19 protein-coding genes are annotated in these 25,127 nt (G+C 41.2%); 6 read left to right on the top strand and 13 right to left on the bottom strand.

Annotated elements, in window-relative coordinates; all coding sequences use genetic code 11:
- Positions 1-145 precede the first annotated feature (145 nt).
- The 4 genes from LMC10_RS02840 to LMC10_RS02825 form a co-directional block, all read right to left on the bottom strand.
- Positions 146-859 (bottom strand): Bax inhibitor-1/YccA family protein, encoded by a 714-nt coding sequence (locus LMC10_RS02840; RefSeq protein WP_229268866.1) that lies wholly within the window; start codon positions 857-859, stop codon positions 146-148.
- A 91-nt stretch (positions 860-950) separates the two neighbouring features.
- The gene (gene murC, locus LMC10_RS02835) at positions 951-2,255 is read right to left on the bottom strand and encodes a UDP-N-acetylmuramate--L-alanine ligase (protein ID WP_229268865.1); all 1,305 of its coding nucleotides are present in this window, start codon (positions 2,253-2,255) and stop codon (positions 951-953) included.
- A 126-nt stretch (positions 2,256-2,381) separates the two neighbouring features.
- Positions 2,382-3,029, bottom strand: coding sequence for a YtpR family tRNA-binding protein (gene ytpR, locus LMC10_RS02830; protein ID WP_003668498.1), 648 nt, complete (start codon positions 3,027-3,029; stop codon positions 2,382-2,384).
- A 128-nt stretch (positions 3,030-3,157) separates the two neighbouring features.
- Positions 3,158-3,478 (bottom strand): thioredoxin family protein, encoded by a 321-nt coding sequence (locus LMC10_RS02825; RefSeq protein WP_113897495.1) that lies wholly within the window; start codon positions 3,476-3,478, stop codon positions 3,158-3,160.
- 164 nt (positions 3,479-3,642) lie between these two features.
- Here LMC10_RS02825 and LMC10_RS02820 point away from each other — a divergent pair, with 164 nt between their 5' ends.
- The 4 genes from LMC10_RS02820 to LMC10_RS02805 all read left to right on the top strand — a co-directional run bounded on the left by LMC10_RS02820 (position 3,643) and on the right by LMC10_RS02805 (position 7,642).
- On the top strand, positions 3,643-3,981 hold the full coding sequence (locus LMC10_RS02820) for a PepSY domain-containing protein (protein WP_065533125.1): 339 nt from the start codon (positions 3,643-3,645) through the stop codon (positions 3,979-3,981).
- A 53-nt stretch (positions 3,982-4,034) separates the two neighbouring features.
- On the top strand, positions 4,035-4,955 hold the full coding sequence (gene glsA, locus LMC10_RS02815; RefSeq protein WP_229268864.1) for a glutaminase A: 921 nt from the start codon (positions 4,035-4,037) through the stop codon (positions 4,953-4,955).
- Between the two features lie 168 nt (positions 4,956-5,123).
- On the top strand, positions 5,124-6,104 hold the full coding sequence (locus LMC10_RS02810) for an aldo/keto reductase (protein WP_229268867.1): 981 nt from the start codon (positions 5,124-5,126) through the stop codon (positions 6,102-6,104).
- 38 nt (positions 6,105-6,142) lie between these two features.
- The gene (locus tag LMC10_RS02805; protein ID WP_229268863.1) at positions 6,143-7,642 is read left to right on the top strand and encodes a glycosyltransferase; all 1,500 of its coding nucleotides are present in this window, start codon (positions 6,143-6,145) and stop codon (positions 7,640-7,642) included.
- Between the two features lie 46 nt (positions 7,643-7,688).
- Here the strand turns inward: LMC10_RS02805 and LMC10_RS02800 are convergent, their stop codons facing one another.
- From LMC10_RS02800 to LMC10_RS02785, 4 genes are all read right to left on the bottom strand, one after another.
- On the bottom strand, positions 7,689-14,009 hold the full coding sequence (locus tag LMC10_RS02800; RefSeq protein WP_229268862.1) for a mucin-binding protein: 6,321 nt from the start codon (positions 14,007-14,009) through the stop codon (positions 7,689-7,691).
- Positions 14,010-14,233: 224 nt separating this feature from the next.
- The gene (gene trmB / locus LMC10_RS02795) at positions 14,234-14,875 is read right to left on the bottom strand and encodes a tRNA (guanosine(46)-N7)-methyltransferase TrmB (RefSeq protein WP_003675776.1); all 642 of its coding nucleotides are present in this window, start codon (positions 14,873-14,875) and stop codon (positions 14,234-14,236) included.
- Positions 14,876-14,887: 12 nt separating this feature from the next.
- The gene (locus LMC10_RS02790) at positions 14,888-16,090 is read right to left on the bottom strand and encodes an ABC transporter permease (protein WP_229268861.1); all 1,203 of its coding nucleotides are present in this window, start codon (positions 16,088-16,090) and stop codon (positions 14,888-14,890) included.
- Positions 16,083-16,820: an ABC transporter ATP-binding protein gene (locus tag LMC10_RS02785; RefSeq protein ID WP_229268860.1), complete on the bottom strand. Its 738-nt coding sequence runs from the start codon at positions 16,818-16,820 to the stop codon at positions 16,083-16,085. The genes LMC10_RS02790 and LMC10_RS02785 overlap by 8 nt, the downstream gene beginning before the upstream one ends.
- A gap of 136 nt (positions 16,821-16,956) precedes the next feature.
- Between LMC10_RS02785 and LMC10_RS02780 the strand changes: the two genes are divergently transcribed.
- Complete coding sequence (locus LMC10_RS02780) at positions 16,957-17,391, top strand: HIT family protein (RefSeq protein ID WP_003668511.1); 435 nt, start codon at positions 16,957-16,959, stop codon at positions 17,389-17,391.
- A gap of 2 nt (positions 17,392-17,393) precedes the next feature.
- Positions 17,394-17,624: a hypothetical protein gene (locus LMC10_RS02775; RefSeq protein WP_003664155.1), complete on the top strand. Its 231-nt coding sequence runs from the start codon at positions 17,394-17,396 to the stop codon at positions 17,622-17,624.
- A 50-nt stretch (positions 17,625-17,674) separates the two neighbouring features.
- Here the strand turns inward: LMC10_RS02775 and LMC10_RS02770 are convergent, their stop codons facing one another.
- The 5 genes from LMC10_RS02770 to LMC10_RS02750 form a co-directional block, all read right to left on the bottom strand.
- The gene (locus LMC10_RS02770) at positions 17,675-18,613 is read right to left on the bottom strand and encodes a peptidylprolyl isomerase (protein ID WP_229268859.1); all 939 of its coding nucleotides are present in this window, start codon (positions 18,611-18,613) and stop codon (positions 17,675-17,677) included.
- A gap of 114 nt (positions 18,614-18,727) precedes the next feature.
- Positions 18,728-21,220: an ATP-binding protein gene (locus tag LMC10_RS02765; protein WP_229268858.1), complete on the bottom strand. Its 2,493-nt coding sequence runs from the start codon at positions 21,218-21,220 to the stop codon at positions 18,728-18,730.
- Positions 21,221-21,223: 3 nt separating this feature from the next.
- Positions 21,224-22,408 carry a metallophosphoesterase family protein gene (locus LMC10_RS02760; protein ID WP_229268857.1) on the bottom strand — a complete coding sequence of 395 codons (1,185 nt, stop codon included), beginning with the start codon at positions 22,406-22,408 and terminating at the stop codon, positions 21,224-21,226.
- A 79-nt stretch (positions 22,409-22,487) separates the two neighbouring features.
- Positions 22,488-22,859, bottom strand: coding sequence for a YlbF family regulator (locus LMC10_RS02755; protein ID WP_003670831.1), 372 nt, complete (start codon positions 22,857-22,859; stop codon positions 22,488-22,490).
- A gap of 48 nt (positions 22,860-22,907) precedes the next feature.
- Positions 22,908-25,073 carry a PBP1A family penicillin-binding protein gene (locus LMC10_RS02750; RefSeq protein ID WP_229268856.1) on the bottom strand — a complete coding sequence of 722 codons (2,166 nt, stop codon included), beginning with the start codon at positions 25,071-25,073 and terminating at the stop codon, positions 22,908-22,910.
- Positions 25,074-25,127 lie beyond the last annotated feature (54 nt).

Below are 25,127 nucleotides of genomic sequence, written 5' to 3'. Positions count from 1 at the left end.
TGCCAATCAAAAATTTTTCTTTTTAAGAATCGATTGTATTTTTTCGTAAAAAAAATACCCCCTACATTTTCGTAGGAAGTATTTTTAGTCAACCATACCAGTTGACAGATATCCAAAAGTTTTTGCTTTTTCTTAGCCTTTTCAATTAATTTCGGTCACTCATTCCAAAGATTTGGAGAAGTGAGATAAAGAGGTTTACAAAGTCTAAGTACAATTGAAGAGCACCTAGAACAGCTAAACCATTTGTTGATACCTCGCCGCCATAATTAACGTAGATCTGCTTCATCTTTTGTGCATCCCATGCTGTCAAAACAGTAAAGATAATAACAGCGATAAAGGAGAAGATGTAAGCAATCGCCGGACTTTGTAAGAACATGTTGATAAGGTAAGCAATCATTAAAGCAATCAAGGCAGCCATCGCGTGAGCACCAAACTTGCTTAAGTCGCGCTTAGTAATGGTCCCATACAAAGCCATCGTGACAAAAACAGCCGCGGATGATACGAAAGCTGAGGCAATGCTTGCTCCCGAATAAACACCAGCAATAATTGCAAACTCGACACCATAGATTATTGCCGTCAGCATCAGCATAACAAATGCCCCAACTGGGTTCCGGGTAGCACTAAAGCTTACCCCCATTGACAAAGCAATCGGTAGCAATAAGATAACCCAAACCATTCCAGGGTGAGCACTAAAGAAACCGAAAACCGCACTCCGGAATACCCCCATGGTCAAGTAAGCACTAAATGCAGAAACAAGAACTGCCAGCGTCATATTTCCATACATTCGGGTCAAGAAACTATTCAAGCCAGCTGCGTCAGTGACAACCCGACGCCCTGGTTCTTGAGAAAAGTTATTCATCAAAACTCCCTCTTTCTATTTAATTTGACTTTATTTGACTAATTATAAAAATGGTAGCAGAGGCCACCATTTCGTTCAAGTAAATCTTTAATTATTTTAACAATTCTTTGTACTTTTCTTCGTACTTTTCAACGTCACCGGCACCCATGAAAACAACTACTGCATTATGGTATTGCAAAAGTTTGTCCATGGTATCCATGTCGATGCCTTCACTACCGTCAATCCGTTGCTCCAAATCAGCACTAGAAACATTTCCAGCATTTTCACGAATTGAACCAAAGATTGGGGTAACAAAAGTCTTATCTGCCCGGCTAAGCGATTCTGCAAAGCCATCGATGTAAGCAGCCAACCGTGAGTATGTGTGTGGTTGAAAAACAGCGATAACTTCCCGATCTGGATACTTTTGCCGTGCCGCATCAATTGTTGCTTTAATTTCGCTTGGATGGTGAGCATAGTCATCAATAATGGTTGTATCCGCAATGTCAGTCTCGCTGAAACGGCGCTTTACCCCACTAAAGTTGGCTAATTCCTGTTGAATCTCATCCATGTTCATGTGTTCCATGTATGCAACTGCTAGGACTGCTAAGCTATTAAGAACACTGTGTTCACCGTATAAGTGGATGGTAAATGTGCCGAGCTTTTGGTCGCGGAAGTAAGCATCATATGTTGAGCCTTCTGGTGTCCGTTGAATATTTTCTGCCCGGAAATCATCATCTGGATTAGTTCCATAGTAGTAAACCGGAACATCAACGTTTAAGTCACGAAGACTAGGATCGTCTCCCCAAGCAAAAATTGCCCGTTGAACTTGCTTACCGTACGTTTCAAATGAATCACGGACATCTGCCAAATCGCTGAAGTAATCAGGGTGATCAAAGTCAACGTTTGTCATAATTGCATAGTCTGGATGGTAGGCAAGGAAGTGATCACGGTATTCATCGGCTTCAAAAACAAAGAAGCGTGCATCCGCATTTCCTTTACCTACCCCATCACCGATCAAGTAGCTAGTTGGTTCAACTGCTGCTAATACGTGTGATAACAATGCAGTCGTACTGGTCTTACCATGTGCTCCGGCAATCCCAATACTAGTATGATTCTTAACCTCATTTTCAACAGCCTCAGGGTAACTTAAAATTTTAAGGCCTAATTCATGTGCTCGTTTAATCTCTGGGTGATCATCATCAAAAGCGTTTCCTTGGATAACAATCATCCCTGGTTTCAAATTGGCTGGATCAAATGGCAAAATTTTAATTCCCGCCGCTAATAATGGCGCTTGTGTAAATGTTTCCTTTTCAATATCTGAACCTAGTACTTGGTGTCCTTTGTCATGAAGGATACGTGCTAAAGAGGCCATCCCGGTCCCTTTAATACCAACAAAGTAATATGTATTTTGTTCCATCAATCCAATTCCTTTCAACAATTCAATTTAAAATAAATGCGAGGGGTAGATCAGTAACTATGATCCATCCCTCACTAAATAATAAAGCATTATAAAATTTTGGCAATAGTAATCAGCTGTTTTTTGTTAGTTTTCTGGGTAGAACGTATCGGCCTTGGCAAAATCAACCGGTTCACCGACTTCTTGCCAGTCATCAGGGATAATGAACAAGCCCTTTTCGTCTGGAGCGTTCTTAATCCGTAGTTCACGGAAACCACAGAGCATTCCGTCACTATCAACACCCATCAATTGACCAGGCCAAATGATCTTACCGTCTGGCATCATCGCACCAGGCCGAGCAACTACGACTTTAATACCTTCTGCAACATTAGGAGATCCACATACAATTTGGACAGTCTTATCATCAGCAATCCGTGTTTGCGTTACTTTTAAGTGGTCAGACTTAGGATGGTCAGTGATCTTTTCAACATAACCGACCACAAATTTAGGATCTTCGTCAGCCGTTAAGAGCTTATCAAAGCCCGCTTCTTGTAACTTTGCATTTAATTTTTCAACTTGGGCTGCATCTAAAAATACTTGCCCGTTTTCACTTGTTAATTCTGGTAAGATCTTGCTGGCGTTCATAAAGTTATAGCCAAGTAATGCACCATCTTTTTCAGCGGTGATCTGAGCTACATCATCAGCAATCTTAGTAATTTGGTCATCCGCATCTGGAGCGGTAATAACGACTAAAATGTCGCCTAATTCATTGGGATTGTAACTTGAAATTAACATCAAATATTCCTCTCTCTAATATAATCTACCATTTTATATTATTACATAAAAAGAAGACTATGAAAATCTAATTTAAAACTAAAGAAGGCTGAATAATTCAGTCCCTTTATTTTCACAGCCTTCTTATTTTACTTCAAATTGTTTAAAAAATCTTCAACTTGTTGCTTAGTTTTACGATCTTTATTGACAAATCGACCAATTTCTTTACCATTATCATATACAATGAAGCTTGGAATTCCAAATACATTTAATTCAGCAGCGAGGTCGATGTTTTCATCGCGATCAACTTCATAGAAAGTATAATCACTGAAGTCTTGTTCGATCTCAGGCATTGCCGGCTTAATAAAACGGCAATCTGGGCACCAACCAGCTGTAAAGAAAAGGACGACCTTGCCATTGCCAATAGTTTCAATTAATTGATCTTCTTTTAATTGTGGTAATCTTTCCATAATCCTCATCCTTATATCATTTTAGCAATATTATACCATGCTTCTTATCTATTGTAAGTAATCTGCTTGCAAGGACTAGATATTTGGATTTTAATAATTAAAAATGATAGAATAAATGAGAAGTTAAGAACGGATTAAATTTAAATAGTGAAGGAAGCAATCATATGAATGCAAACAATAACTCCCTCAATCCCTGGCTGATTCCAGTCACATTAGGTGCATCTGGAATCGCCGGTTTTATCGCTGGTAAACTTTTTGGTAACCGCCAAATATCTGCCGAGCGGATCTTAAAATTAGTCAAGAACGATTTTGCAAGTGAAGGTTCTTTAACCGGTAGCTGGATCAATGATAAAGCAGTACCTTTCCAACGATTTGCGGTTAAAACCCATGCTTATGAAGGCGGCGTTTCTCGTCTAGAAGATGGCGAAGAAGTAGATTACGAGTTTATTGCTGATGCATATACTGGTAGTCTGTTAGAATTAAAACGGATTGAGAATAACTAAAGTAAAGGCTGGGGACAAATTTTCCCAGCTTTTTTAATTAAAGGAGAACTATCATGAATCTTAATGACGCAATTCAAGAATGTTGGAGCAAAATTGACGAAGGACAGGTAGCGACATATATTCCCGCTTTAGCAAAAGTTGATCCTTATCAACTTGGCGTTTACCTTTTCGACGTCACAAATGATAAAAAAGTAGAAGCAGGCGCATCGCAAGTTCGGTTTGCCATCGAAAGTGTCTCGAAAGTAATCACCCTCCTCTACGCCATTGAACGTTTAGGCTTGTCAGCAGTTGAAGAGCAAGTGGGAACACGCCAAACCGGCTTCCCGTTCGATACAATCCTTAACATGGAAATTACTAAAGAGACGCACCCTCTCAATGCTTTTATTAATAGTGGTGCCATCCTCATCAGTTCATTAATCGAAGAACAAGATGGGCTTTCTCCCTTTGACCAAATCCTTGAATTTAGTCGTAAAATCTGCAATGATCCCGATATCACCCTCAATGAAGAGATTTACCAATCAGAGTTGCGAACTGGGGATATGAATCGGTCATTAGCTTACTATCTCAAGGCCAAAGGAGTCCTCACCAATGACGTAACTCTTAGCCTTGATACCTATTTTAAGCAGTGTTCAATGATGGTCACTTGTCAAAGCTTAGCCAATCTCGGTGCCGTCCTTGCCAATGACGGGATCGCTCCTTGGAATAATGAACGAATCATTTCAAGTGAGGCCGCCACATATACAAAATCGGTCATGATGACGACTGGTCTCTACAATGAATCAGGGACTTATTCCGTTAAAATCGGTGTCCCCACTAAGAGCGGTGTCGGTGGTGGTTTAGTTTCTGCTGCCCCCAATCATTATGGGATCGGAATTTTCAGTCCGGCACTCGACCATGCTGGTAATAGTGTTGCCGGGCTAGCACTCCTTGAACTCATCAGTAAAAAATTAAAGCTTGATATTTTTAGGTACTAGTTGCAAATATTCTCCTCCTTAGCAGGCTCGACTTAATTAAATTTAACGTTCAATTCAGTTTCTTTAATTTACTATTCTAATTAGATATTCAGGCACATCCCAAGGATACTTTTAGTATAATTAAGGTAATTGATGCATACGCTTTCACCAACAAGGAGGTTTATCATGATGTATCCAGTAACAATCGGTCATTCAGAAGTTAAAGTAAATCCCCTCGGTCTTGGAACAAACGCTGTTGGCGGTTATAATCTCTTCCCGGATTTAGATGATCAAGCCGGCATTGATCTTGTTAAGACTGCTTTAGATAATGGAATTAATTTATTAGACACCGCGTATGTCTATGGTTTGGGTCATTCAGAGGAACTGATCGGGCAAGCCATTCAAGATTACGATCGGCATAAAATTATCATTGCAACAAAGGGCGCTCATGATTTTTCAACGGGTAAAGAAGTTATTAATAACGATCCAGATTTTATTACTAAGCAAGTCAATGACAGTTTAAGACGGTTGCAAACTGACTATATTGATATTTACTATCTGCACTTCCCTGATCATGATACCCCGAAAGCGGAGGCAGTCGGTGCTCTGCAGAAATTACGGGAAGAAGGAAAGATTCGGGCAATCGGAATTTCCAATTTCAGTCTTGCTCAAATCAAAGAGGCAAATGCGGATGGTTATGTTGACATTGTAGAAGACGAATTCAGCCTTCTTCATCAAGATCATTTAGCAGAGGGAATGCTAGATTACCTTCATGACAACAACATCAGCTTTGTCCCTTACTTCCCGTTAGCTTCTGGGCTATTAACCGGGAAGTATACCTCTAATGCAAGATTCCCCGTTGATGATATCCGTAGTCAAATTGCGGATTTTAAAGAGCCGCGTTATAGCGCAATCTTACATGCTGTTGATCTCGTCCGTCCAATTGCTGATAACCATCATGCTACAATTGCCCAAATAATTCTCGCATGGTACCTGCAAAATCCACTGATTACTGCAGTGATTCCAGGAGCTAAAAATGCCCGGCAAGTACTTTCTAATGCACAAGCCATGAAAATTGAACTTTCGACTGACGAATATCAAACAATTGAACAAGCATTCAATCAATTTAAACAAATTAAGAGTGGTAAATCATTAAAAGATCCAGACTAAGGGATAAAACCACCAAATCGTTTAAAAAGGAATTTATCATGAATTATTTCATCACTAGTCGCCAAGATTTACAAACCTCGGCCATCGAACTTGCCCAAGTCAAACGGCTGCGAATTTTCGATTACCTGAATGTACCTGCAACCATTGTCACGATGCTGTATAACTTCGACCATCAAACTGTTGAAGAAAAGCTTAAAGTTAAAGGTCGGGTCCTTAACATCTACCAGTATTATCAACAGCTTCCTTATCGTGATGATCCCACAGTTGATCAAGCCATTATTAAGCAGGTATTGACTGTCCCTGGCTGCCAAGTTAAGGACAATTGTGCCCTACGCAACGGCAAAGTGCGGGTCCGCGTGAACTTCCGCAACAGACGGTTATACTATATCGACTACCTTGACCAGTACGGCTTTACCAATCGACGGGACTTTTACGATCAAGGATGTCGGACCTATACTGACTATTTCGAAGATAAGGGACGGTTAATTGCCCGCCAGTATTACGATCATGATGGACAAGTAAAGATAATCTATCATTATCGTGGCGGCGAAGGTAATGTCCCCATTCTTACCCTCATCCAGCTAGTTGATCAAGGGCATGAATGGCAATTTGATAATGAAATCGAATTTCGGGCGCACTTTTTAGATGAGCTTGTTGAAGATGATCCCCAATCAATCCTTATCAGCGATCGTTCTAATATCGCATTAAAGGCGTTTACGCTAATGAAAAAGCCAGCAAGACGGTACCAAGTCTTCCACTCGGCCTTTACTGACGACGGTCAAAGCAACGGACCAATTTCGGCAATCTACCAGCCAATCGCAACAATGCTCGCAAAAGGACAGCTAAGTGGACTGATCTCTGCCACGCAACGGGAAGCTCAAGACGCAGCTAACCGGTTTCAAACCAACCAGAGCTACGGCATTCCCGTGACTTACTTAGATGAAGAACTGACAAAAGAAGTTCCTGTTAGCCAACGCCAGGCAGGAAGCTTTATTGCGGTTGCCCGGCTTTCCAAAATCAAACAACTTGATCATATTATCAATGCGATTGTTCGTCTTCACCAAGACTTTCCGCAAGTTACCCTCGATATTTATGGTTATAGCGATAGTTGGAATAAAAACCAAACCGCTAATGCTCTGAAGTCATTGGTAAAGGAAAATAAAGCCGAGAGCTATATTAATTTCGTTGGTTATTATGATGACCTTAGTGCTGCCTATGAACATGCTCAAGCAGAAATTCTAACGAGCTATTACGAAGGCTTTGCAATGGCAGTCCTAGAAGCACAGGGTCATGGTTGCCCAGTTGTTAGCTATGACATCAATTATGGACCAGCAGATACAATTGATGACCAGCAGAGTGGTAAACTGATTCCGCCGAATGATCAAGAGACCCTGTATCAACAACTGCGAAAACTATTAGCAGATCCCGCCCTCGCAAAAAAGTACGCCCACCATGCACAAAAAGCGGCCAAAAAATACAACTTTGATCATGTCGCCGAAAAGTGGCAAAAGTTAATTAGTAATAAAGAAAAGGAGTAATCCTCACAGCCAAAATAGCTGAGGGTTACTCCTTTTTAGTAGGAAATTAATCTTTCCGTTTCTTATTTACTTTTGTTAAACCAAGTGCTGAGAGAAGACCAGCAAAACCGAGACCAATTAAGCTTGATGACTTTTGATTACCAGTTTGTGGCAATTGGTGAGTACCTTGCTTAGTAGTTGGTTGCGTTGATGAAGAATTAGTAGATTCAACAATAGAAGTTTCGCCTTTCTTGGCAGTGACCTGGGTAGTCATTGGTTGTGGTTCTTCATTCTTTTGTTCACCAGGTAATTGCGTGTTTGATTCAATTGCTGGTTGTTCTGTTGGTTGAGTAGTCGGTTGACTCGTTGGCTGCTCTGTTGGTTGAACGGTCGGTTGACTCGTCGGCTGTTCTGTTGGTTGACTTGTAGGCTGTTCTGTTGGTTGAACAGTTGGCTGACTTGTCGGTTGCTCTGTTGGTTGACTTGTAGGCTGCTCTGTTGGTTGACTCGTCGGCTGTTCTGTTGGTTGAACAGTTGGCTGACTTGTGGGCTGTTCCGTTGGTTGAGCAGTCGGTTGACTCGTCGGCTGCTCTGTTGGTTGAGCAGTCGGTTGACTTGTAGGCTGTTCCGTTGGTTGAACGGTCGGTTGACTCGTCGGCTGTTCTGTTGGTTGAACAGTTGGTTGACTTGTAGGCTGTTCTGTTGGTTGAACAGTTGGCTGACTTGTCGGTTGCTCTGTTGGTTGAGCAGTCGGTTGACTCGTTGGCTGCTCAGTTGGTTGAGCGGTCGGCTGACTTGTCGGCTGCTCTGTTGGTTGAACAGTTGGCTGACTTGTCGGTTGTTCTGTTGGTTGAGCGGTCGGTTGACTTGTAGGCTGCTCAGTTGGTTGAACAGTTGGTTGTGTTGGAGTAGCTTCATATGTCACAGTGACAATTCCCAAATCAGGATTATCCTTATCTGGGTTAATCTTATAAGCATCGACCTTATCGATATCAACTACTTCATAGCCAACTGCACGAGGTGTCTTAGAAACAACTTCACCTAAAGTATCATCCTTGGCTGTCCATGGAGTGGTTTCAAGGATCGTTACCTTACCATCTTTGTCCGTCGTGGAGAAAATATTTCTAGTAAAGGTTACGGTTTGCTTGTAAGTGTTCTTGCCGTCTGGAGAACCATTAACACTTTCAAAATGAACACCGCCATCCTTAGTTCCACGGTAGACCACCGTTCTAGTGAAGGTCTTGGTTTCAGTATCAATCTTAACAGTATCAAGATCGTAATCTAGTGCAGGACCTGTTTCATGCTTTGGCTTCATGCTGTAAGTGACGATAGTTTCACCCAAGTTTTCTGGATCTTTATCAGGATTAATCTTATGAGCATCGACCTTCTCAATGTCAACTACTTCATAACCAACTGCCCTAGGTGTCTGAGAAACAACTTCGCCTAAAGTATCATCCTTGGCTGTCCATGGGGTGGTTTTAAGAATTGTTACCTTACCATCTTTGTCCGTCGTGGAGAAAATGTTTCTAGTAAAGGTGGTAGTTTGCTTGTAAGTGTTCTTGTCGTCTGGAGAGCCGTTAACACTTTCAAAATGAACACCGCCATCCTTAGTACCGCGGTAGATAACAGTTCTAGTGAAGGTCTTAGTTTCCTCTTTAACATCAACCTTTGGTAAGTCATGACCGTCATTAGGAATACTTTCACTCTTGTTCTTTTCGTAAACTAATTCAAGATCTGCAGGATTATCTGAAGTTGGTTTCAAAGTGATTTCGTTAGCTACACCACTAATCCAGTGCCAAGTACCAACCATATCATCAGAAGTTGCGTATTTGTCGCCTTTGTTCAAAGTAATGTACTTCTGAACTACTTCATCCATAGTTTGAGTGTCATGGTTCCATTCAATATTACCAGCTTTAGTAGTTGCAACTTGCGTCGTATTACCATTTGCATCCTTAACAGTTTCTGGAGTGGTGGTTTGACCAGTTACCATATCTACATAAATATGACCATCAAACTCAACCTTTTGAGGAACTGCATCTTTCAAAGGACTTTTGGCATCATTATTTGCAACAAAGGTAATGTTTCGAGTAAATTCCTTATGTAAATCACTAGGATCAATAGCACGTTTTCCATCTGGATCTTTTGGCACGTCATCAACTGGAGTGTTTGGTGTAATATCCTTAACTGCGTGCTTCAAGTATACGTATTGATCTTGAACACCTTTGGTTAAAGTTTGCTTACCAAGCAAATCACCCTTGGCATTATCAGATAAACCAACTAAAACATAGCCAGCCTTTTCGTAGTCTGCTGGGCTCCATAACTGCTGTGTAGCATCTGGAGTATCACCAACATAAATATCTTTGCCTTCACCAACGTTTTGTACTAAATGATCAGTAAGTTCATGACCATCAGTTGGAACATAAGCAGTTGTATCTTCAACACCATTAACATCAATGTAGTGAATGGTGTATTGGGCTTTTTGCTTGTAAACAAGAGTCTTGTCATCTGGATTCTTAGAATCTGGAGTTAAGTCAACTTCACCAGCTTCACCATCAACTAAGTACCAAGTTCCAATCATATCGTCAGAAGTTGCGTATTTGTCGCCTTTCTTCAATTCAATAGTTGGTTGGTTAATAGCACTAAACTTATCATTTTGCTTATCCCAAGTAATAACGCCATCCTTAAGAGTAGCTACTTGAACATCCTTGCCATTAGCATCCTTAACAGTTTCTGGAGTAGTTGTTTTACCAGTTACAACATCATAAGCGATCGTACCGTTGAATTCAGTCTTTTGATCGGTTTGACCCATTAAAGTTTGACCGTCAGTTGTATTAGCCTTGTAGAAGATAGTCCGGTGGAATTTTTTATGTAAATCACTTGGGTCTACAATTGGATTGCCCTCTGGATCTTTTGGCACGTCATCAACTGGAGTGTTTGGCGTAATGGTCTTAACTGCGTGTTTTAAGTAAACATATTGATCTTGAACACCCTTGGTTAAGGTTTGCTTACCAAGCAAATCACCTTTGGCATTATCAGATAAACCAACTAAAACATAACCAGCCTTTTCGTAGTCTGCTGGACTCCATAACTTCTGGGTAGCATCTGGAGTGTCACCGACATAGGTCTTATCTTCACTACCGACACCAGTTACTTGATGATCTTTTAATTCCTTACCATCAGTTGGTTCGTAGGTAGTCTTACCTTCAACGCCATTAACGTCGATGTAGTGAATGCTGTATTGGGCTTTTTGCTTGTAAACAAGGGTCTTATTTACTGGGTTTGATGAATCTGGAGTTAAGTCTAATTCGTTAGCTTCACCATCAACCAAGTACCAAGTTCCAGTCATATCGTCAGAAGTTGCATACTTGTTGCCCTTTTCTAAGTCAATAGTTGGTTGATCAACAGAATTGAATCTAGCACTAGAGTCAGTTAACTTCGTGGCATCCCCGTCAACGATGGTCTTGTTCCAAGTAATCTTACCTGGTTGACCATTAGCTACTTGAACTTGGTTGCCGTTAGCGTCAGTAACTGTTTCTACACCACTCGTTTCATGGGTTACCTTATCAACATAAACTGAAGCTTCAAAAGTTACTTTTTGCGTAGTTTGATCCTTTAAAGTTGGCCCATCAGCAGTATTAGCCTTGTAATAAATGTGACGAATATAGTTCTTACTTAAGTCATTCTTATCAACACTAGGCTTAGATGGATCATTAGGATCGCTTGGAATATCACCATCAGGAGTATGTGGAGTTACTTCTACTACTTGGTGTTTTAAGTAAACGTATTGATCCTGAACGCCATGAGTTAAAGTTTGTTTACCAAGCTTTCCGTCTTGGGCATTGTCAGATAAACCAACTAAAACATAGCCAGCCTTTTCGTAATCTGCTGGGCTCCATAACTTCTGCGTAGCATCCGGAGTGTCACCAACAAAGATACCTTTACCTTCACCAACGTTAGGAACTAAATGATCGGTAAGTTCATGACCGTCAGTTGGAGCATAAGTAGTTTTTCCTTCAACGCCGTTAACGTCGATGTAGTGAATGTTATATTGGGCCTTTTGTTTGTAGACCAAGTAACCATCAGGAAGCTTATTTGGCGTATCAGTCTTCCAAGTGTCGCTAGTTGGATCGCCGTACGATACTTCGCCGTTCTTATCAGTTGAGACTAAGTACCAGTCACCTTCGTCAGTACCACGCTTTGCAGCTTCATCAGTAGATAAAGTTATAGTTTCTGGAGTTGTAACGGCAGCAAAGTTCTTATCATCTGTTGTCAAGCCAGTACTCTTGTCAGCATTTACAGTCCAAGTAATTGCAGGAAGCGTACTATTATTATTCAATGCATCAACAAACCATTCGCCATTTACATTTTGTCTAGCATTAACTCTTTGACCCGTAACAGCGTCAGTATAGTAAATGCTACTAGTCAAAGTGACATTTTGAGTTGTATCATCTTGTAATTGATTACCATTTTCATCATTTGCTACATAGTGAATTGTCCGCGTTGCTGTCTTAGTATCAGTATGTGCAATAGCCTTATTTGTAGTTAAGTGAATTGTATATACATACTTAGCGTCATCTTCCGTCCCTTCACTATGCTTGGCATTAGCAGCATTATTAATACTAATGCTACCAAAGTCATCGCTTGCAACTGTGTATCCTTTACTTTTGTATTCATCAACTTGAGCATAAATACTTTGACGAGTCTTCTCAGCTCGATCACGCATGTATTGATAATCATCTCCGGCTTCTGGTACTGAATTCTTTTCATAAGTATTTAATATCTTACCAGTTACATCATCAATAATTGATACTTTGTATAAAGGACCATATGGATCAAAACCATGTATTTCGCCATTATGCATTGGATCATTGGGATCATACTTTACAGCCGGTGCATGAGAATACTTTCCATCGTATCCTTTAACCTGATACTTATCCTTATAAATATATTCAGGGAAAGTATCTGTTGTGACGGGAGTCCATTTACCATATGTCACTTGCCCATCAGTATCGACAGTCTTCGTACGCGTAAACTCAAGAGCTTGGCAGCCACCATAGTGCTGCTTAGTTACATGATCGGTGTTAACCCCTTCATCATTTTCATCGGTCATCCCGTAGTAGAAGTAACGATATACTGTCTCGTGCGTCCCGTCAGCTGATACTTCGGCATCTGCTGTATTAAAATACACTTGATTATTTGGAACATAATCGCCAATTTTTATTTTTGTATAGTCTACCTTATAAACTACTGATTGATTATCAAAAACCCTTCCATTGGCTAATGAATTCCAATGATCAAGATCAAGCAATTTATCAAATGATTCCGTTGTTTCGACTGCTTGAGGCTTCCATTGTTGTGACACATCCGGTGACATGATTGGATCAAAATTATCAACTACTAGCCGATTATTTTGACTATTAAATGTATAAGTTTCACCAGTAGTTAAATTCTCGACTTTAAATGTTCCACCGGCTGGTCTACTCATTACTAAATCATAATCAACAGTTGGTGTAATCCGATATTGAACTATACGATCAGGAACTTCATTCCCTTGATCATCTTGCATCGTTTTACCATCAGTTGCCATTGTGTGACGATAATGAATATTTCGAATAAGAGTAATTGGAGCATATTTTTGCTGCTCTGTTTTATGCTTTAAATGAATTTGAACAGTCATATTTTCACTCGTAAAAGTATTAGGAGCAGTATAATCACCATTTAGTTCATAATACCCAACATCTAAAAGATCCAACATCCTTTTAATACTCATCGTACCGTTATCGTATGCTTTCGGACTAACCTTATCGCCAACTTTACCGTATGCATAATGATGACCATTATTTTCGCTTGGCAAATATTCTGAATAATCTACTATCTTTCCGTTATCGTCATCATCAACAAACGTTAAATCAATTCTTGCATTCTGTTCGATAGCAGATTGGGAAACCTTACTTTCTTCAACTGAAGTATTTTGTATGTTGACATTGTTTTTATTTAAATTAGTAATCGGTTCATAATCGTTATCCTTTACCAATTCTTGATTCTTTTCATTGTTCAGTTGATCTGTGTTCTCATCACTTGTTTTATTTACTAATTGTTGTTCCTTTTGTGAATTACTACTAGTATTTTCGGCTGCGTTTTGTTCCTCATTAGTTTGTTTATCAACTTGTACAACAGAAGTAGAAGCCGGTTGCGTAATATCGGTATTTGCTGCTGTTGCTTCTTGCGTAGTAGATGTGCTATCAGCGTGCGCTACTGTACTTCCCCCAACCATAAAAGTAGTTCCTAGTAACACAGACGCAACACCAATACTGAGTTTTCTTAATCCAAATCGTTGCCGTTGCGGCTCCATTTTGCGTACATATTCTTGTGCATTTTTCTTCGACATTCAATATCCCCCCATATATCTATACGTCATAACTTGTTATTTATATTTCGAAAATATTCTAGCACATATTTATCGAACCATAAACACAAAATTATTATTTCATTAATGGCGGGATTGCTTTTAAATACACTTTTTCACTTGATGTTGCGATAAAGAAATCGATTTCTCACCCTAGTAAAAAAAATACTAGTCAGCAAGCATTCGTCTACTTACTGACTAGTATTTTACTTAAAATTAGCAATTAGCTTATAGATTGGTTGGCCTTTCGCCGCAAATTTTTGTTCGTATTCCGTCTCAACATTATGTTCATTTTCTTCGCTATGGTGCAGGTCTAACCAGACGCCATCAAAGATCATCCCATAGTTATTCATGCTTTCCAAGGAGAATTCAAAGAGACCCATGTTATCAGTCTTCAGTTCAATTGCCCCTTGATCTTGGAGGATCTGCTGATAGGTTGCTAAGAAGGTCTTGTAGGTCAGGCGCCGCTTAGCATGTCGTTTCTTCGGCCATGGATCAGAGAAGTTAAGGTACATCTTAGCGACTTCCCCATCTTCAAAGTATTCTTGCAAGTCTTCCCCATCCCCACAAATCAATTGCAAGTTTGGCAAGTCTTCCTCAAGTGCTTTTTTGAGGGCAATTGCCGCAACAGTCCGCTGAATCTCTAATCCGATAAAGTTAATTTCTGGATGAGCCTTCGCCATGCCAATAATAAATTGACCTTTCCCCATTCCAACTTCTAAGTGGAGGGGTTGTTCTTTGGCAAACCGTGATTGCCACTTACCCTTAAATTGAGTAGCATCATCAATCATTAGTTCTGGATGGGCAGCAATTAATGGATCAGCCCACTTTTTATGTTTCACACGCATAAATTAAAATCCTCATTTCATTAGTTTTTTGACTCTGACATTGAAGTAGAAGCGACTTAATAAGACCACTTCCACTGCCGCAATAATAAGATTAATTACCATCTGGCCGACGTTCAACTGCCAACTGATACTAGCAAGAGCGATCAATAGTGCCTCAAGCGCCGTCACCTTGGCCAACAGCTGCTTAAAGTCCGCCTGTTGCTGGCTAGCAGGGATCGGATAGATGTGGGTAAAGACATTCGATTCATACTGGTCATAGAGTGGCATCAACTGGGTTGCAATCAAGTAGATAAAGAGCACGACCACCACGGTACTCAGCCAACCCGCTGGCAGTAAGAAGACAATCACCATTCCTAGCAGGGTCAACCGACTGACAATCCCGCTCACTTCGGTACTCCGGACAAATGCCCGGGCGTATAAGTAAGACCAGGGTTGACCATCCTTGCTGAGCCAGCGAATCAGGCCATCTGCCCATTTCCGCCGTTTGGTATTCCCTTGAACACTTGGCACATCAGTAAAGAGGTTAAAGAAACGGTAGACACTGTACATCCGATCCTGTTCTGCTTTAACGGCAATCCGCCAATTAACAGCGAGATCACGATAGTAAACAATTACTGCTAAGTACAAAAGCACCGCTACGACAAGACCGACGTAGGGATTAACCAACCACATTGCGATTGAAGCGAGCAGCGGGTTCACCCAGTATTCTAGCCGGGTTCGCCACTGTTGATCACCCCAGCGCAAACTCAATGATTTACGAGCTACATGCATCCAATCAGCCTTATTGACAATGGCGACTAAAAAGATGGTCACAATCTCGGCACTGCTGAGTTTTTCCGTTGTCAATGCGAACGGCAAGGCGATAAAGGCACCAACCACCGTCATTATTTCCGCTAAGATCAAACTATACCAGGTCGCCTGGTTAAGGTAACGATGGATTCCTTCAACTTGCGGCAAGAGAAAGACTGGATCCGGCTTTTTGATCAGGGTAGCAAGGCGACCAATTTGGGCGATGACCGTAAACCATCCGATCAAGATCAACCGGGTCCACCATTCATGCGGTCCCAAGGTTGGTAGCCATTGGGAGTAGCCATACGCCAAGGCTCCGAACAGGAAAAATAAGGCGATTACAAAGTGGTCATTGAAGACTAACCGCCAGTAACGCAGTAGGAGCATGAAGTGTTGACTGCGACGCTTGCTAAATAACTTATTCATCACGATCACCCTTTGCAAGATGCAAGTAAATCTCATCTAAGGATTCGCCGGCATGATCACCAGCGGCTCGTAATTCATCGAGGGTTCCATGTGCCCGGACTTTTCCATCTGCCAATAGGACAAAGCGGTCACAATACCGTTGCGCCGTATCAAGGACGTGGGTCGACATCAAAACCGCGACGCCCTCCTTCTTCTTTTGCTCAATCAAGTCTAGCAAGTCATGAACTGCCAAAGGGTCCAGCCCATAGAATGGTTCATCGATAATCAGCAGCTTAGCCTTAGTCATAAAGGCACAGCAGATCATTACCTTTTGCTTCATCCCCTTAGAAAAGTTAGCGGGGAACCAGTCAAGCTTATTATCCAGCCGAAAAAGTTTTAATAATTTTGTCGCCCGTTGCCATGCTTCATCGTGGTCCAACTCGTACGCCATAATCGTTAAATCAATATGCTCACGGAGGGTCAATTCATCATAAAGAATTGGCGTTTCGGGAACATAGGCGATCTCCTTTTTATATTCTTCCGGGTTAGTCTGGATAGTAAGACCATTAATTTTAATCGATCCTGAAAATGGTCGCAACAAGCCAATAACATGGTTTAGCGTTGTTGACTTTCCGGCACCATTTAGTCCAATCAAACCAACTAATTCACCTGGTTGGACATCAAAGCTGACATCCTTCAACACAGGAATCTGGGAATATCCACCAACAAGTTTATTTATCTCTAAAGCCATTATTCATCCCTTCTTAATTATTGCTTAGTCATATCTTTTTATTATATCATAGGTTATTTCTTCTACTAAATCATGCACGAACGCGATTTTTTCGGTATACTTAGGATAAGTTTAATCTTCAAAAGGAGCGATTAATATGGACGATAATTGTATTTTCTGCAAAATCATTAACGGTGAAATTCCTAGCTACACAGTCTATGAAGATGACGTTGTAAAGGCCTTCCTTGATATTTCACAAGGAACTCCTGGTCACACCCTCGTCATTCCTAAGAAGCACGTTCCCGATTTATTTGCCTACGATGCTGATCTCGCTGCCCAAGTATTTTCCCGTATCCCCAAGATTGCACGGGCAGTCAAGGCTTCTAACCCGGCTATCAAGGGGATGAACGTGGTTAACAACAACGGTGAAGTCGCTTATCAATCTGTCTTCCACTCTCACTTCCACTTGATTCCACGATACACTAGCGATGATGATTTTAAGATGATTTTTAAGGACAATTCTGGTAACTACAACGATGAAAAGTACAAAGAAATCCAACAATCAATCATCGATCAAATGAAAGAAGACTAGTTATGCAACGGCTAAAAGAAATTCAAGAGGAATTCAAACGGCTCAGCAGCGAAGTTTCACAATTGAAGAACAGCATAGATGAACTACAAGCTGCCATCCCAGGTGTGCAAAAGTTTATTAACGATGTTGAACGTGATGTTAAGAAGTGGAAATTCAAGACTGAACCCCGGCTGAACCGTATTCAGATTATTCTGGATGTGCTCAAGATTGATTCAGATGAAAAGAAGAAGTAAAAAATAAGGCTACGAGAAATTTTCCGTAGCCTTATTTTTTATACCCTATTTTACTTATTTGAGCTAGCACTACTGCTGTTATTGCTGGAGCTGCTTGTAGTGGCGCTTGAGTTAAGGTAATCATCAAGAATATTCTTAACATCGTTTTCCTTGATTGAAACGTTACCCTTCTTCAAGACGTTTGAAACAACCTTCCGCATGAAGTTTTGGTTGTTCATGTTTTCTTGAACGATTTGATTCTTCAAGTCATTGATGTGTTGACTCTTCTTACCCTTAGCTGGGTGTTCGATCATGTAAATTACCTGGTAACCATCATCAGTCTTAACTGGGGTCGTAGTGTATTCACCAGTCTTCAACTTAAAGGCAGCCTTCTTGTAAGCTGAGTCAAGTTGGTTGTCAGTATTATCAAAGGCTGGAAGCTTACCACCGTTGTTCTTGGTTTGACTATCAGTTGACTTGGACTTAGCAAGCTTCTTGAAAGTCTTGTACTTGTTGCTGGAGTCATTTAATTGGTTAATGATATCTTCAGCATCGGACTTACTACCAACAAGGATCGTCGCAGTTTGAACTTTAGGTTGGTACTTGGTCCATTGCTTATTGATTTGCTTGTTAGTAATGTGAGAGTAATGACGAGCAGCCGCAGTCAAGAGTAAGTTTGACCGAATTTGTTGCTTCAATGACTTTTCAGTTAAGTTTTGACTTTGAAGATAAGCATTAAAGTCTGAACCGTACTCACTCTTGTAGGTATTGTATTGCGCGTTAACTTGCTTATCACTGACTTCTTTACCGTATTGTTTCTCCAAGACCTTGTCTAAGATCATTTGTTGAAGCACTTGCTTACCAGCACTGGTTTGCTTCATGCTGCTGTAGTATTCGCTCTCAGTGATTTTACCACCGCTAGTAGTAGCGACTGCTTTATTTCCACAGGCAGCAAGCGGCATCATCAATGCGGCTCCCGCAATGATAGCAATTAACTTTTTGGATTTCATGTAAGAAACACATCCTTAAACAAAATATTTTTTCGATAACTTCACTCATCCAATATACCACACTTATTTTTTCGTGCCAGTCTCCTAAATAAATGTTTATATCATCTTCATAATTTATTCACGTTTTAATGCTTGCAGGTCAAGAATTTTAACGTCAAGGTCCTTAATCCGATCATCAGCAGTAAAATAGATAACCTGATTCTTCTCAGCAATTTTTTCTAGCAAGGCCAGCATTCGTTGCCGCCGAACGTTATCAAAATTAACAAACCCATCATCAATAATTACCGGGAAGTTAGCTTGATCACTCATCACGGTGACAAAGCCAAGCCGGAGCGCAATATACAATTGTTCAGCCGTTCCCTGCGACAATTCTTCCACTAAAAAGACTTCTTGATCCCTTCGTACCACCTTGACTCCATCGGCCGTTAAACGGATCCGGGAATAGCGATGAGCGGTCAACAAGGCAAAATATCGTTCTGCCTGACGAATGATTGCAGGGTAACGATCAGCTGAAGCGCCTACCAGGGCCTTATTAATCCACTGAATTGCCAATTGGTACCTTAACCATTCCTGTACTTCATGCCAAATCTTAGCGGCTAGGTTAGCCCGCTCTTGTTCCAGATTGCTGAGAGTTCCATCTTTAACTAAACTATCAATTTCGACTTTATCTTTTTGAATCTCTTCGTGGGTATGAGAGATTGTTAGGTTGAGCTGATCAAGCTGGTGCCGAGTCTTCGATAAAGCCGTCATTAGCTCATCTCTATTTGCGTATGCAGCAAGGGCTTGGCGGTCTTCTGCGGTCAATTGTTGTCCATAGGCATCTGATGCCAAGGCTTGTGATTGTGCTGCAGAACGATTTGCTAAGTACTGGGTAAACTGGTTATCATCGTGCACCCCTGCTTGCTGATAAATCGCCATTTTTTGCTGATGAATTTTACTATAGTCTTGATTGAGCTGGGCTAAATTATTAGCAATCGTTGCTTTTTCTCGAGTATTCGCTTGGATATTCTGGCGTGCTCGTTGCCCTTGTTCCAGCAAATCATCCAATTTAGTCCTAACAGCCGCCAAAGTTAGATTTTGCAAAGCGGGTGGCAATTGTTGGTTAAAGATAGCAAGTTGGTGGTCATATCTTTGCTGATCTTGTTTGGCAGTTTGGAGCTGAGCAGCTAATTCGGCATTTCGTTGTAAATCTCCCTGGATTAATAGCCATTGATCAGGTGGAAAATCCTGTAAGCCATGTTTTTGGCCGAACGCCGTGATTGCTTGGGAATCTGTCGTTACTGGAGCAGAATGACTTCCTTGGCGTTGATAATAAAGATACATAACTGTCGCAAAGGCCGCAATTGCTCCGATAGCGGTAATAAAAGTGGCATTCGCTAACAATCCAATGATAAAAAGGACAAAGCCGCCAACGATTCCGATCATTGCGGCGCGAGAAGGATCGCCATTTGACTGGTTCGTATTTGCCCAAGAAAGCGGTTGGACATTAAGGAGCCCGGCAAGTTCTGCTTTTTCTTGAGGAGTTAAGGGTGCCGGCAAAGGCTGGTGGTAGCGTGTTTTAATTGCAGTTAATTCCTGCTGCCACTGATTAGCTTGCGTTTGTTGACGGTGCTGTAAAGCCTCCTCCGCTTGTAATTCAACTGCTTGCTCCTTAAGGCGTTGAAGTTCCGACATGCTTTGTGGCGAATGCTTAGTTGCTTGTGGAGACTGATGATCGATCCTTGCCAAGCGCTGTTGATAAACCTGTTGTTGGCGGCGAAGTTCTTTTTCCCTCACTTGTAGTTCTTGAGCCGTCGTAACTTGCTGATCAGTTAAATAGTCAGCAATCGGTCGAGTTTGGTGGCTATGTTGCCATTCATGGTAAACCGGCCACAACTGCTGTAAATGTTCTAATTTTTGCAAAAGCGGCTGTTGTTTTTGCAATTCTGCCTGTGCTTGCCGCAATTTTTCTTTGTTTGTCTTCAAATCTGCCTGTAGATCCTGATAACGGTGAAATTTACCACGCGCTTGGTTAATTTTATCTGTCAAATTCGCGTATTGATGAAGGTCTTGATTGAGCGGCCATTTCCGTCCGCGCGGTTTATAGAGATGGTCAGCTTGTTTTTGGTACTGATCGATTAACTGGTCCCACTGTGCACTGCCAACTGCCCCTAGTTGCTGTAGATGTTGTTGCCATTCATCCCGATTAAGCTCGTCCACAGCTGTTAAGTCTCGTTGACCAAAACTAAAAAGAGCTTGATAGAGTGACCGATCCATTGGGCCAAGCAGTTGCTTTAGTTCTTGCTCACCACTTTGACGTCCTTGTGAATCAGTCACACTAACCTTACCGCCATTCCGCCCGCGTTGCCGTTTAATAACGTAATCATGGTCGTTGATCTCAACTAATAAACTTCCACCATAACTAGAAGTAGTTTTCGGAATATACTGGGCAAACCGGTTCTTTCCTCGCCCATCCGCAAAGCCAAATAAAATACTAACAAGAAAGGCCATCAGAGTTGTCTTTCCGGCTTCATTAGGGCCATAAATTATTTGGGGGTTAGCTGTAAAGTCAAAATCTTGATCATGCCATTTGCCAAAGCCATCGATATGAACTTTTTTTATTTTCATATGTTAATCCTCCCGCCGCAATAATTGAGTCGTTGCTTGCTTCAGTTGCTGAAGATCAAGGTTTATCAACTTAGCGGCTAAATCAGCATCCCGTGCTAAACTTTTTGTTAATTCTGCAATATTAGCAGGGGTAAATACTTCTTGGGCGGCTTGTTGCCAATACTGTTCATCTAGATCAGTCATTGATGGCAACAAATTTTGCTGGTGAAGTAAGAGGTCATAGATCCACCATTTACCATTATCTGCATTTTGGTCCTGCAGATGTTCAAGGACATCCCCATTTGCAAGCAGGTGCCGAATCGTTGGTGAAAGTTGTTCAATGTTAGCAATCGTAAGCTCTACCAGTTGGAATGGTGCATTTTTTAGTTTGTTATCAATTGCTTGCGACAGTGATCGCTCTACTTCAGTAAGATTACTAGTTGGTAAAGCATTAACAGTTAGACTTGTCCATTCAATTTCCGCAACTGGTTTAAATTGCGGCACAAGTTTATTGCCCTGACTTTCCACTAAATAATAGCCGTGCTGTCCGGCTTCATTTTTATGCCGTCCCTGAGGATTGCCGCTATAAACAATCGGCGGCTCCTCATTCAAGAGTTGGTGCTTGTGAATATGACCAAGTGCCCAATAATCATAATTTTTAGCGATTAATTCATCGGTCGTAAATGGAGCATAGTGGTTATCTTGACTTTGCTGGACTGCTCCATGAAGCATCCCGATGTGCCAGGTTTCGTTTCTTTTTGGTGGATATTTTTGTACTTGATCTTCTTGAATCCAGCGTTGATCATAACTAAAGCCTGAGATAGCAACACTGTCATGATTTGCCAAGGTAAGGGTGGTAGTCGTTACGCGATTGCCAAAAACATGAACATTTGCTGGCAGCTCTCCCGTGTCTTGGACAATTTGATAATCATGGTTACCATAAAGTAGATAAACGGGGATGTGAGCTTGATTAAGTCGTTCACATTGCTTGATGAAAAAATCAGTAGCGGCAATGCTTTGCTGATCACGGTCGTAAATATCCCCGCTAATTAAAACAAAATCAACTTTTAAGGCAATCGCATCGTCAACAATCTTTTGAAAAGCAGCAAATGTCGACGAATGGACGCGTTCCCATAATGACTTGGGCATCGAAGTCAACCCTAAAAAAGGACTATCAAGGTGTAAATCGGCTGTATGAATAAATCTCATAATTTTTCCTCTTAACAATAAAGGAGCTGAGAAAAATTTTGCTTTCTCCCAGCCCCTTACTTGGATCATAATAAATTAATTATTCTTGTCCTGGCATCTTTGGCATTACTTCACTGTAAAGATCTTGAATTGGACTTGTAATTGTCTTATTCAATTGTTGAAGCATGCTATCAACTTGCCGTTCTTGGTTCATCAAGTCTTGAACAACTTTCTTGCCACTTACTTCCTTGGCAAGGTTTTGGATGTTTTTAATTTCATCATCAGTTGGTTGTTGACCAGTCATTTGCTTGTGCTGAGCATCTGCTTGAGCTTGTTGGAACTTCTTGAAGGTGTCAAAAGTGTCACTGTCAGCCTTTAATGCTTCAAAAGCCTTTTGTAATCCTTGATATTCTTGAGTTTCGCGCAATTGGCGACTAAGTTCATTTGCAGTATCATAAATATTTACAACCATGTAAAAGTCTCCTTTATCTCGTTCTTAAATTAATTGTATCATATTATCCTAGAAAAGCGATCGAACATTGCTCCACCATTGACTCGCCTTATTGCCAAAATTATTTACTGATTGGTTGAAGTTATTTACAAAGTCGTCCCCATCTTTGAGGAATGATCCCCATCCTTTAGAGGAACCCTTTGTCTTTTCTTTTGCCCGTGTTTGAGCATCTTCAACCGTGAATTTGGTTCCAGCAGTATTTGGCAAAATCGCACTCATTTCATTCTTGTAAAGGTAGTTAATGCTCCGTTCAGAAATATCGTTTAGGGTGTGGCTTTGGTTTGTATCATCATAGCCTTCCCATGTTGCAACCACTACATCGGGCGTATAACCTACGATCCACTTATCACGATCATTGGAATCATCGCCTTTTACCCCTGAGTTTGTGGTCCCCGTTTTACCGGCAAGCGTATAGCCACTTGGTTTGGCCGTTTCACCAGTTCCGTGATCAAATACGCCAATTAGCATACTAGTCATTTCTTTGGCTGTCTTACCAGAAATGATCCGCTTATTCTTGCTACCATCATTTTTGGCGATCACCTTTCCAGAGGCATCTTCAATCTTGGTAATGTAGTGCGGTGATGGCATCAACCCATCATTGGCAAAAACTGCATAGGCACGAGCCATTTGTTGCGGTGATACTCCGCGGGTCATACCACCGAGGGCCAAGGCAAGGTTCTTATCACCCTTTTCGACTGGCAAGCCAAACTTCTTTGCCATGTCATAACCACGATTGACTCCGATCTTATTTAATAACCAGACTGCTGGAGCGTTAAGACTCTCATAAAGAGCCTTATACATCGGCACCGTCCCGCTATAGGTATCATCATAGTTCTTTGGCGTGTAATTATTAGTTCCATACGATTGTTTCTTATCTTGAAGCGTTGAATCATAGAAATATCCATGCTCTAGGGCTGGCGTATATACAACAATCGGCTTAATCGTTGACCCGGGCTGCCGCCGCATCTGCGTAGAACGGTTAAATCCACGGAAGACATGTTTTCCACGTCCACCAACGACCGCGGTAATTCCCCCATTTTTCGGATTCATCGCAATCGAGGCTGATTGAACCATTGTGCCATCGGCTGAGTTCTGTGGAAAGTTATCGTCATCGTCATAAGTTTGCTGCATTGATCGTTGTTGATCTTGGTCCAGCGTCGTATAAATCCGATAACCATTATTCATGATATCTTTTTCCGAAATATGATAACGGCTTTCTGCTTCGGCAATGACCGCATCAAAGAAGTACGGGTACTTATAACTATCATTTGGCACGTAGCCGTTGGTAATATTCAACGGTGTCTGCTTATATTGATCTGCCGCACTTTGACTTAATTTATGATTTTCCACCATCAGCTGAAGAACCATATTCCGTCGTTGCTTCGTCGCTGTCGGATGTTCTACCGGATCGTACATCCCAGGTGACGTCAGCATTCCCGCTAATGTAGCAGCTTGCGGTACCCTCAGCTGACTCGCATTCTCATTGAAGTAACGCTTGGCCGCATCTTGAACTCCCCATACTCCATGACCAAAGTAGGCATTATTGAGGTACATTGTTAAAATCTCATTTTTGCTGTATTGATTTTCTACCTCAACCGCAATAAAAATTTCCCGGGCCTTTCGGGAGAAGGTCTGTTGTTGAGTTAAAAAGGCATTCTTAACCAGTTGTTGCGTTAAAGTACTACCCCCACCGGAGATATAGTCACGGTGAAGAAGTTTATTTTTCACTAGTAAGAAGCCAGCCCGGCCTAACCCTTTGACTGAAAAGCCGTGTTCATGATAGAAATTCCGGTCTTCAGTCGAAAGGACCGCGTTAGGAACATTTGATGAAATATCTTTTAATTCCACATAAGTTCCCTTTTGAGCATAGAGGCTCCCGGCCGATTGATTGCTACGGTCATAAATCATTGTTGGCCGTTGCAACCGGTTCTTAAGATTTTTAACATCTGCAGTTTTAGCAACAAACGTCAAATGGATACTGGTAATTAAGAAAATTCCTAGAAAAATAACAATGATCCATCGCGTTAATTGATAACGATGCCAGAATTTTTTCAGCATCGCAACAAAGAGCTGCCAATAGTGCTTAAACCAAACTCGGAACGATGCCCAAGTCTTTTTTAACCACTTCATGATTCGCTCTTTCAAATCTGAATTAGATTGTGGTTCACGATTCATTAACAAATCTCCATTTTCATTTCAAAAAGCTGACAATTATTTTATCACATTTTG

The organism is Limosilactobacillus reuteri subsp. simiae (genome assembly GCF_020784875.1).
In the GTDB taxonomy this organism is placed as follows: domain Bacteria; phylum Bacillota; class Bacilli; order Lactobacillales; family Lactobacillaceae; genus Limosilactobacillus; species Limosilactobacillus reuteri_H.
The sequence above is the reverse complement of the archived record's forward strand: the minus strand, read 5'-3'. Positions and strand labels throughout refer to the sequence as shown.

What these genes read in the sequence shown, in the direction of transcription:
- LMC10_RS02820 (WP_065533125.1), top strand. Translation starts at nt 3,643, where the DNA reads ATGAATGCAAACAATAACTCCCTCAATCCCTGGCTGATTCCAGTCACA.
- LMC10_RS02790 (WP_229268861.1), bottom strand. Translation starts at nt 16,090, where the DNA reads ATGAATAAGTTATTTAGCAAGCGTCGCAGTCAACACTTCATGCTCCTA.
- glsA (WP_229268864.1), top strand. Translation starts at nt 4,035, where the DNA reads ATGAATCTTAATGACGCAATTCAAGAATGTTGGAGCAAAATTGACGAA.
- LMC10_RS02755 (WP_003670831.1), bottom strand. Translation starts at nt 22,859, where the DNA reads ATGGTTGTAAATATTTATGATACTGCAAATGAACTTAGTCGCCAATTG.
- LMC10_RS02825 (WP_113897495.1), bottom strand. Translation starts at nt 3,478, where the DNA reads ATGGAAAGATTACCACAATTAAAAGAAGATCAATTAATTGAAACTATT.
- LMC10_RS02770 (WP_229268859.1), bottom strand. Translation starts at nt 18,613, where the DNA reads ATGAAATCCAAAAAGTTAATTGCTATCATTGCGGGAGCCGCATTGATG.
- LMC10_RS02780 (WP_003668511.1), top strand. Translation starts at nt 16,957, where the DNA reads ATGGACGATAATTGTATTTTCTGCAAAATCATTAACGGTGAAATTCCT.
- LMC10_RS02840 (WP_229268866.1), bottom strand. Translation starts at nt 859, where the DNA reads ATGAATAACTTTTCTCAAGAACCAGGGCGTCGGGTTGTCACTGACGCA.
- ytpR (WP_003668498.1), bottom strand. Translation starts at nt 3,029, where the DNA reads ATGTTAATTTCAAGTTACAATCCCAATGAATTAGGCGACATTTTAGTC.
- LMC10_RS02765 (WP_229268858.1), bottom strand. Translation starts at nt 21,220, where the DNA reads ATGAAAATAAAAAAAGTTCATATCGATGGCTTTGGCAAATGGCATGAT.
- LMC10_RS02800 (WP_229268862.1), bottom strand. Translation starts at nt 14,009, where the DNA reads ATGTCGAAGAAAAATGCACAAGAATATGTACGCAAAATGGAGCCGCAA.
- LMC10_RS02805 (WP_229268863.1), top strand. Translation starts at nt 6,143, where the DNA reads ATGAATTATTTCATCACTAGTCGCCAAGATTTACAAACCTCGGCCATC.
- murC (WP_229268865.1), bottom strand. Translation starts at nt 2,255, where the DNA reads ATGGAACAAAATACATATTACTTTGTTGGTATTAAAGGGACCGGGATG.
- LMC10_RS02760 (WP_229268857.1), bottom strand. Translation starts at nt 22,408, where the DNA reads ATGAGATTTATTCATACAGCCGATTTACACCTTGATAGTCCTTTTTTA.
- LMC10_RS02810 (WP_229268867.1), top strand. Translation starts at nt 5,124, where the DNA reads ATGTATCCAGTAACAATCGGTCATTCAGAAGTTAAAGTAAATCCCCTC.
- LMC10_RS02775 (WP_003664155.1), top strand. Translation starts at nt 17,394, where the DNA reads ATGCAACGGCTAAAAGAAATTCAAGAGGAATTCAAACGGCTCAGCAGC.
- LMC10_RS02785 (WP_229268860.1), bottom strand. Translation starts at nt 16,820, where the DNA reads ATGGCTTTAGAGATAAATAAACTTGTTGGTGGATATTCCCAGATTCCT.
- LMC10_RS02750 (WP_229268856.1), bottom strand. Translation starts at nt 25,073, where the DNA reads ATGAATCGTGAACCACAATCTAATTCAGATTTGAAAGAGCGAATCATG.
- trmB (WP_003675776.1), bottom strand. Translation starts at nt 14,875, where the DNA reads ATGCGTGTGAAACATAAAAAGTGGGCTGATCCATTAATTGCTGCCCAT.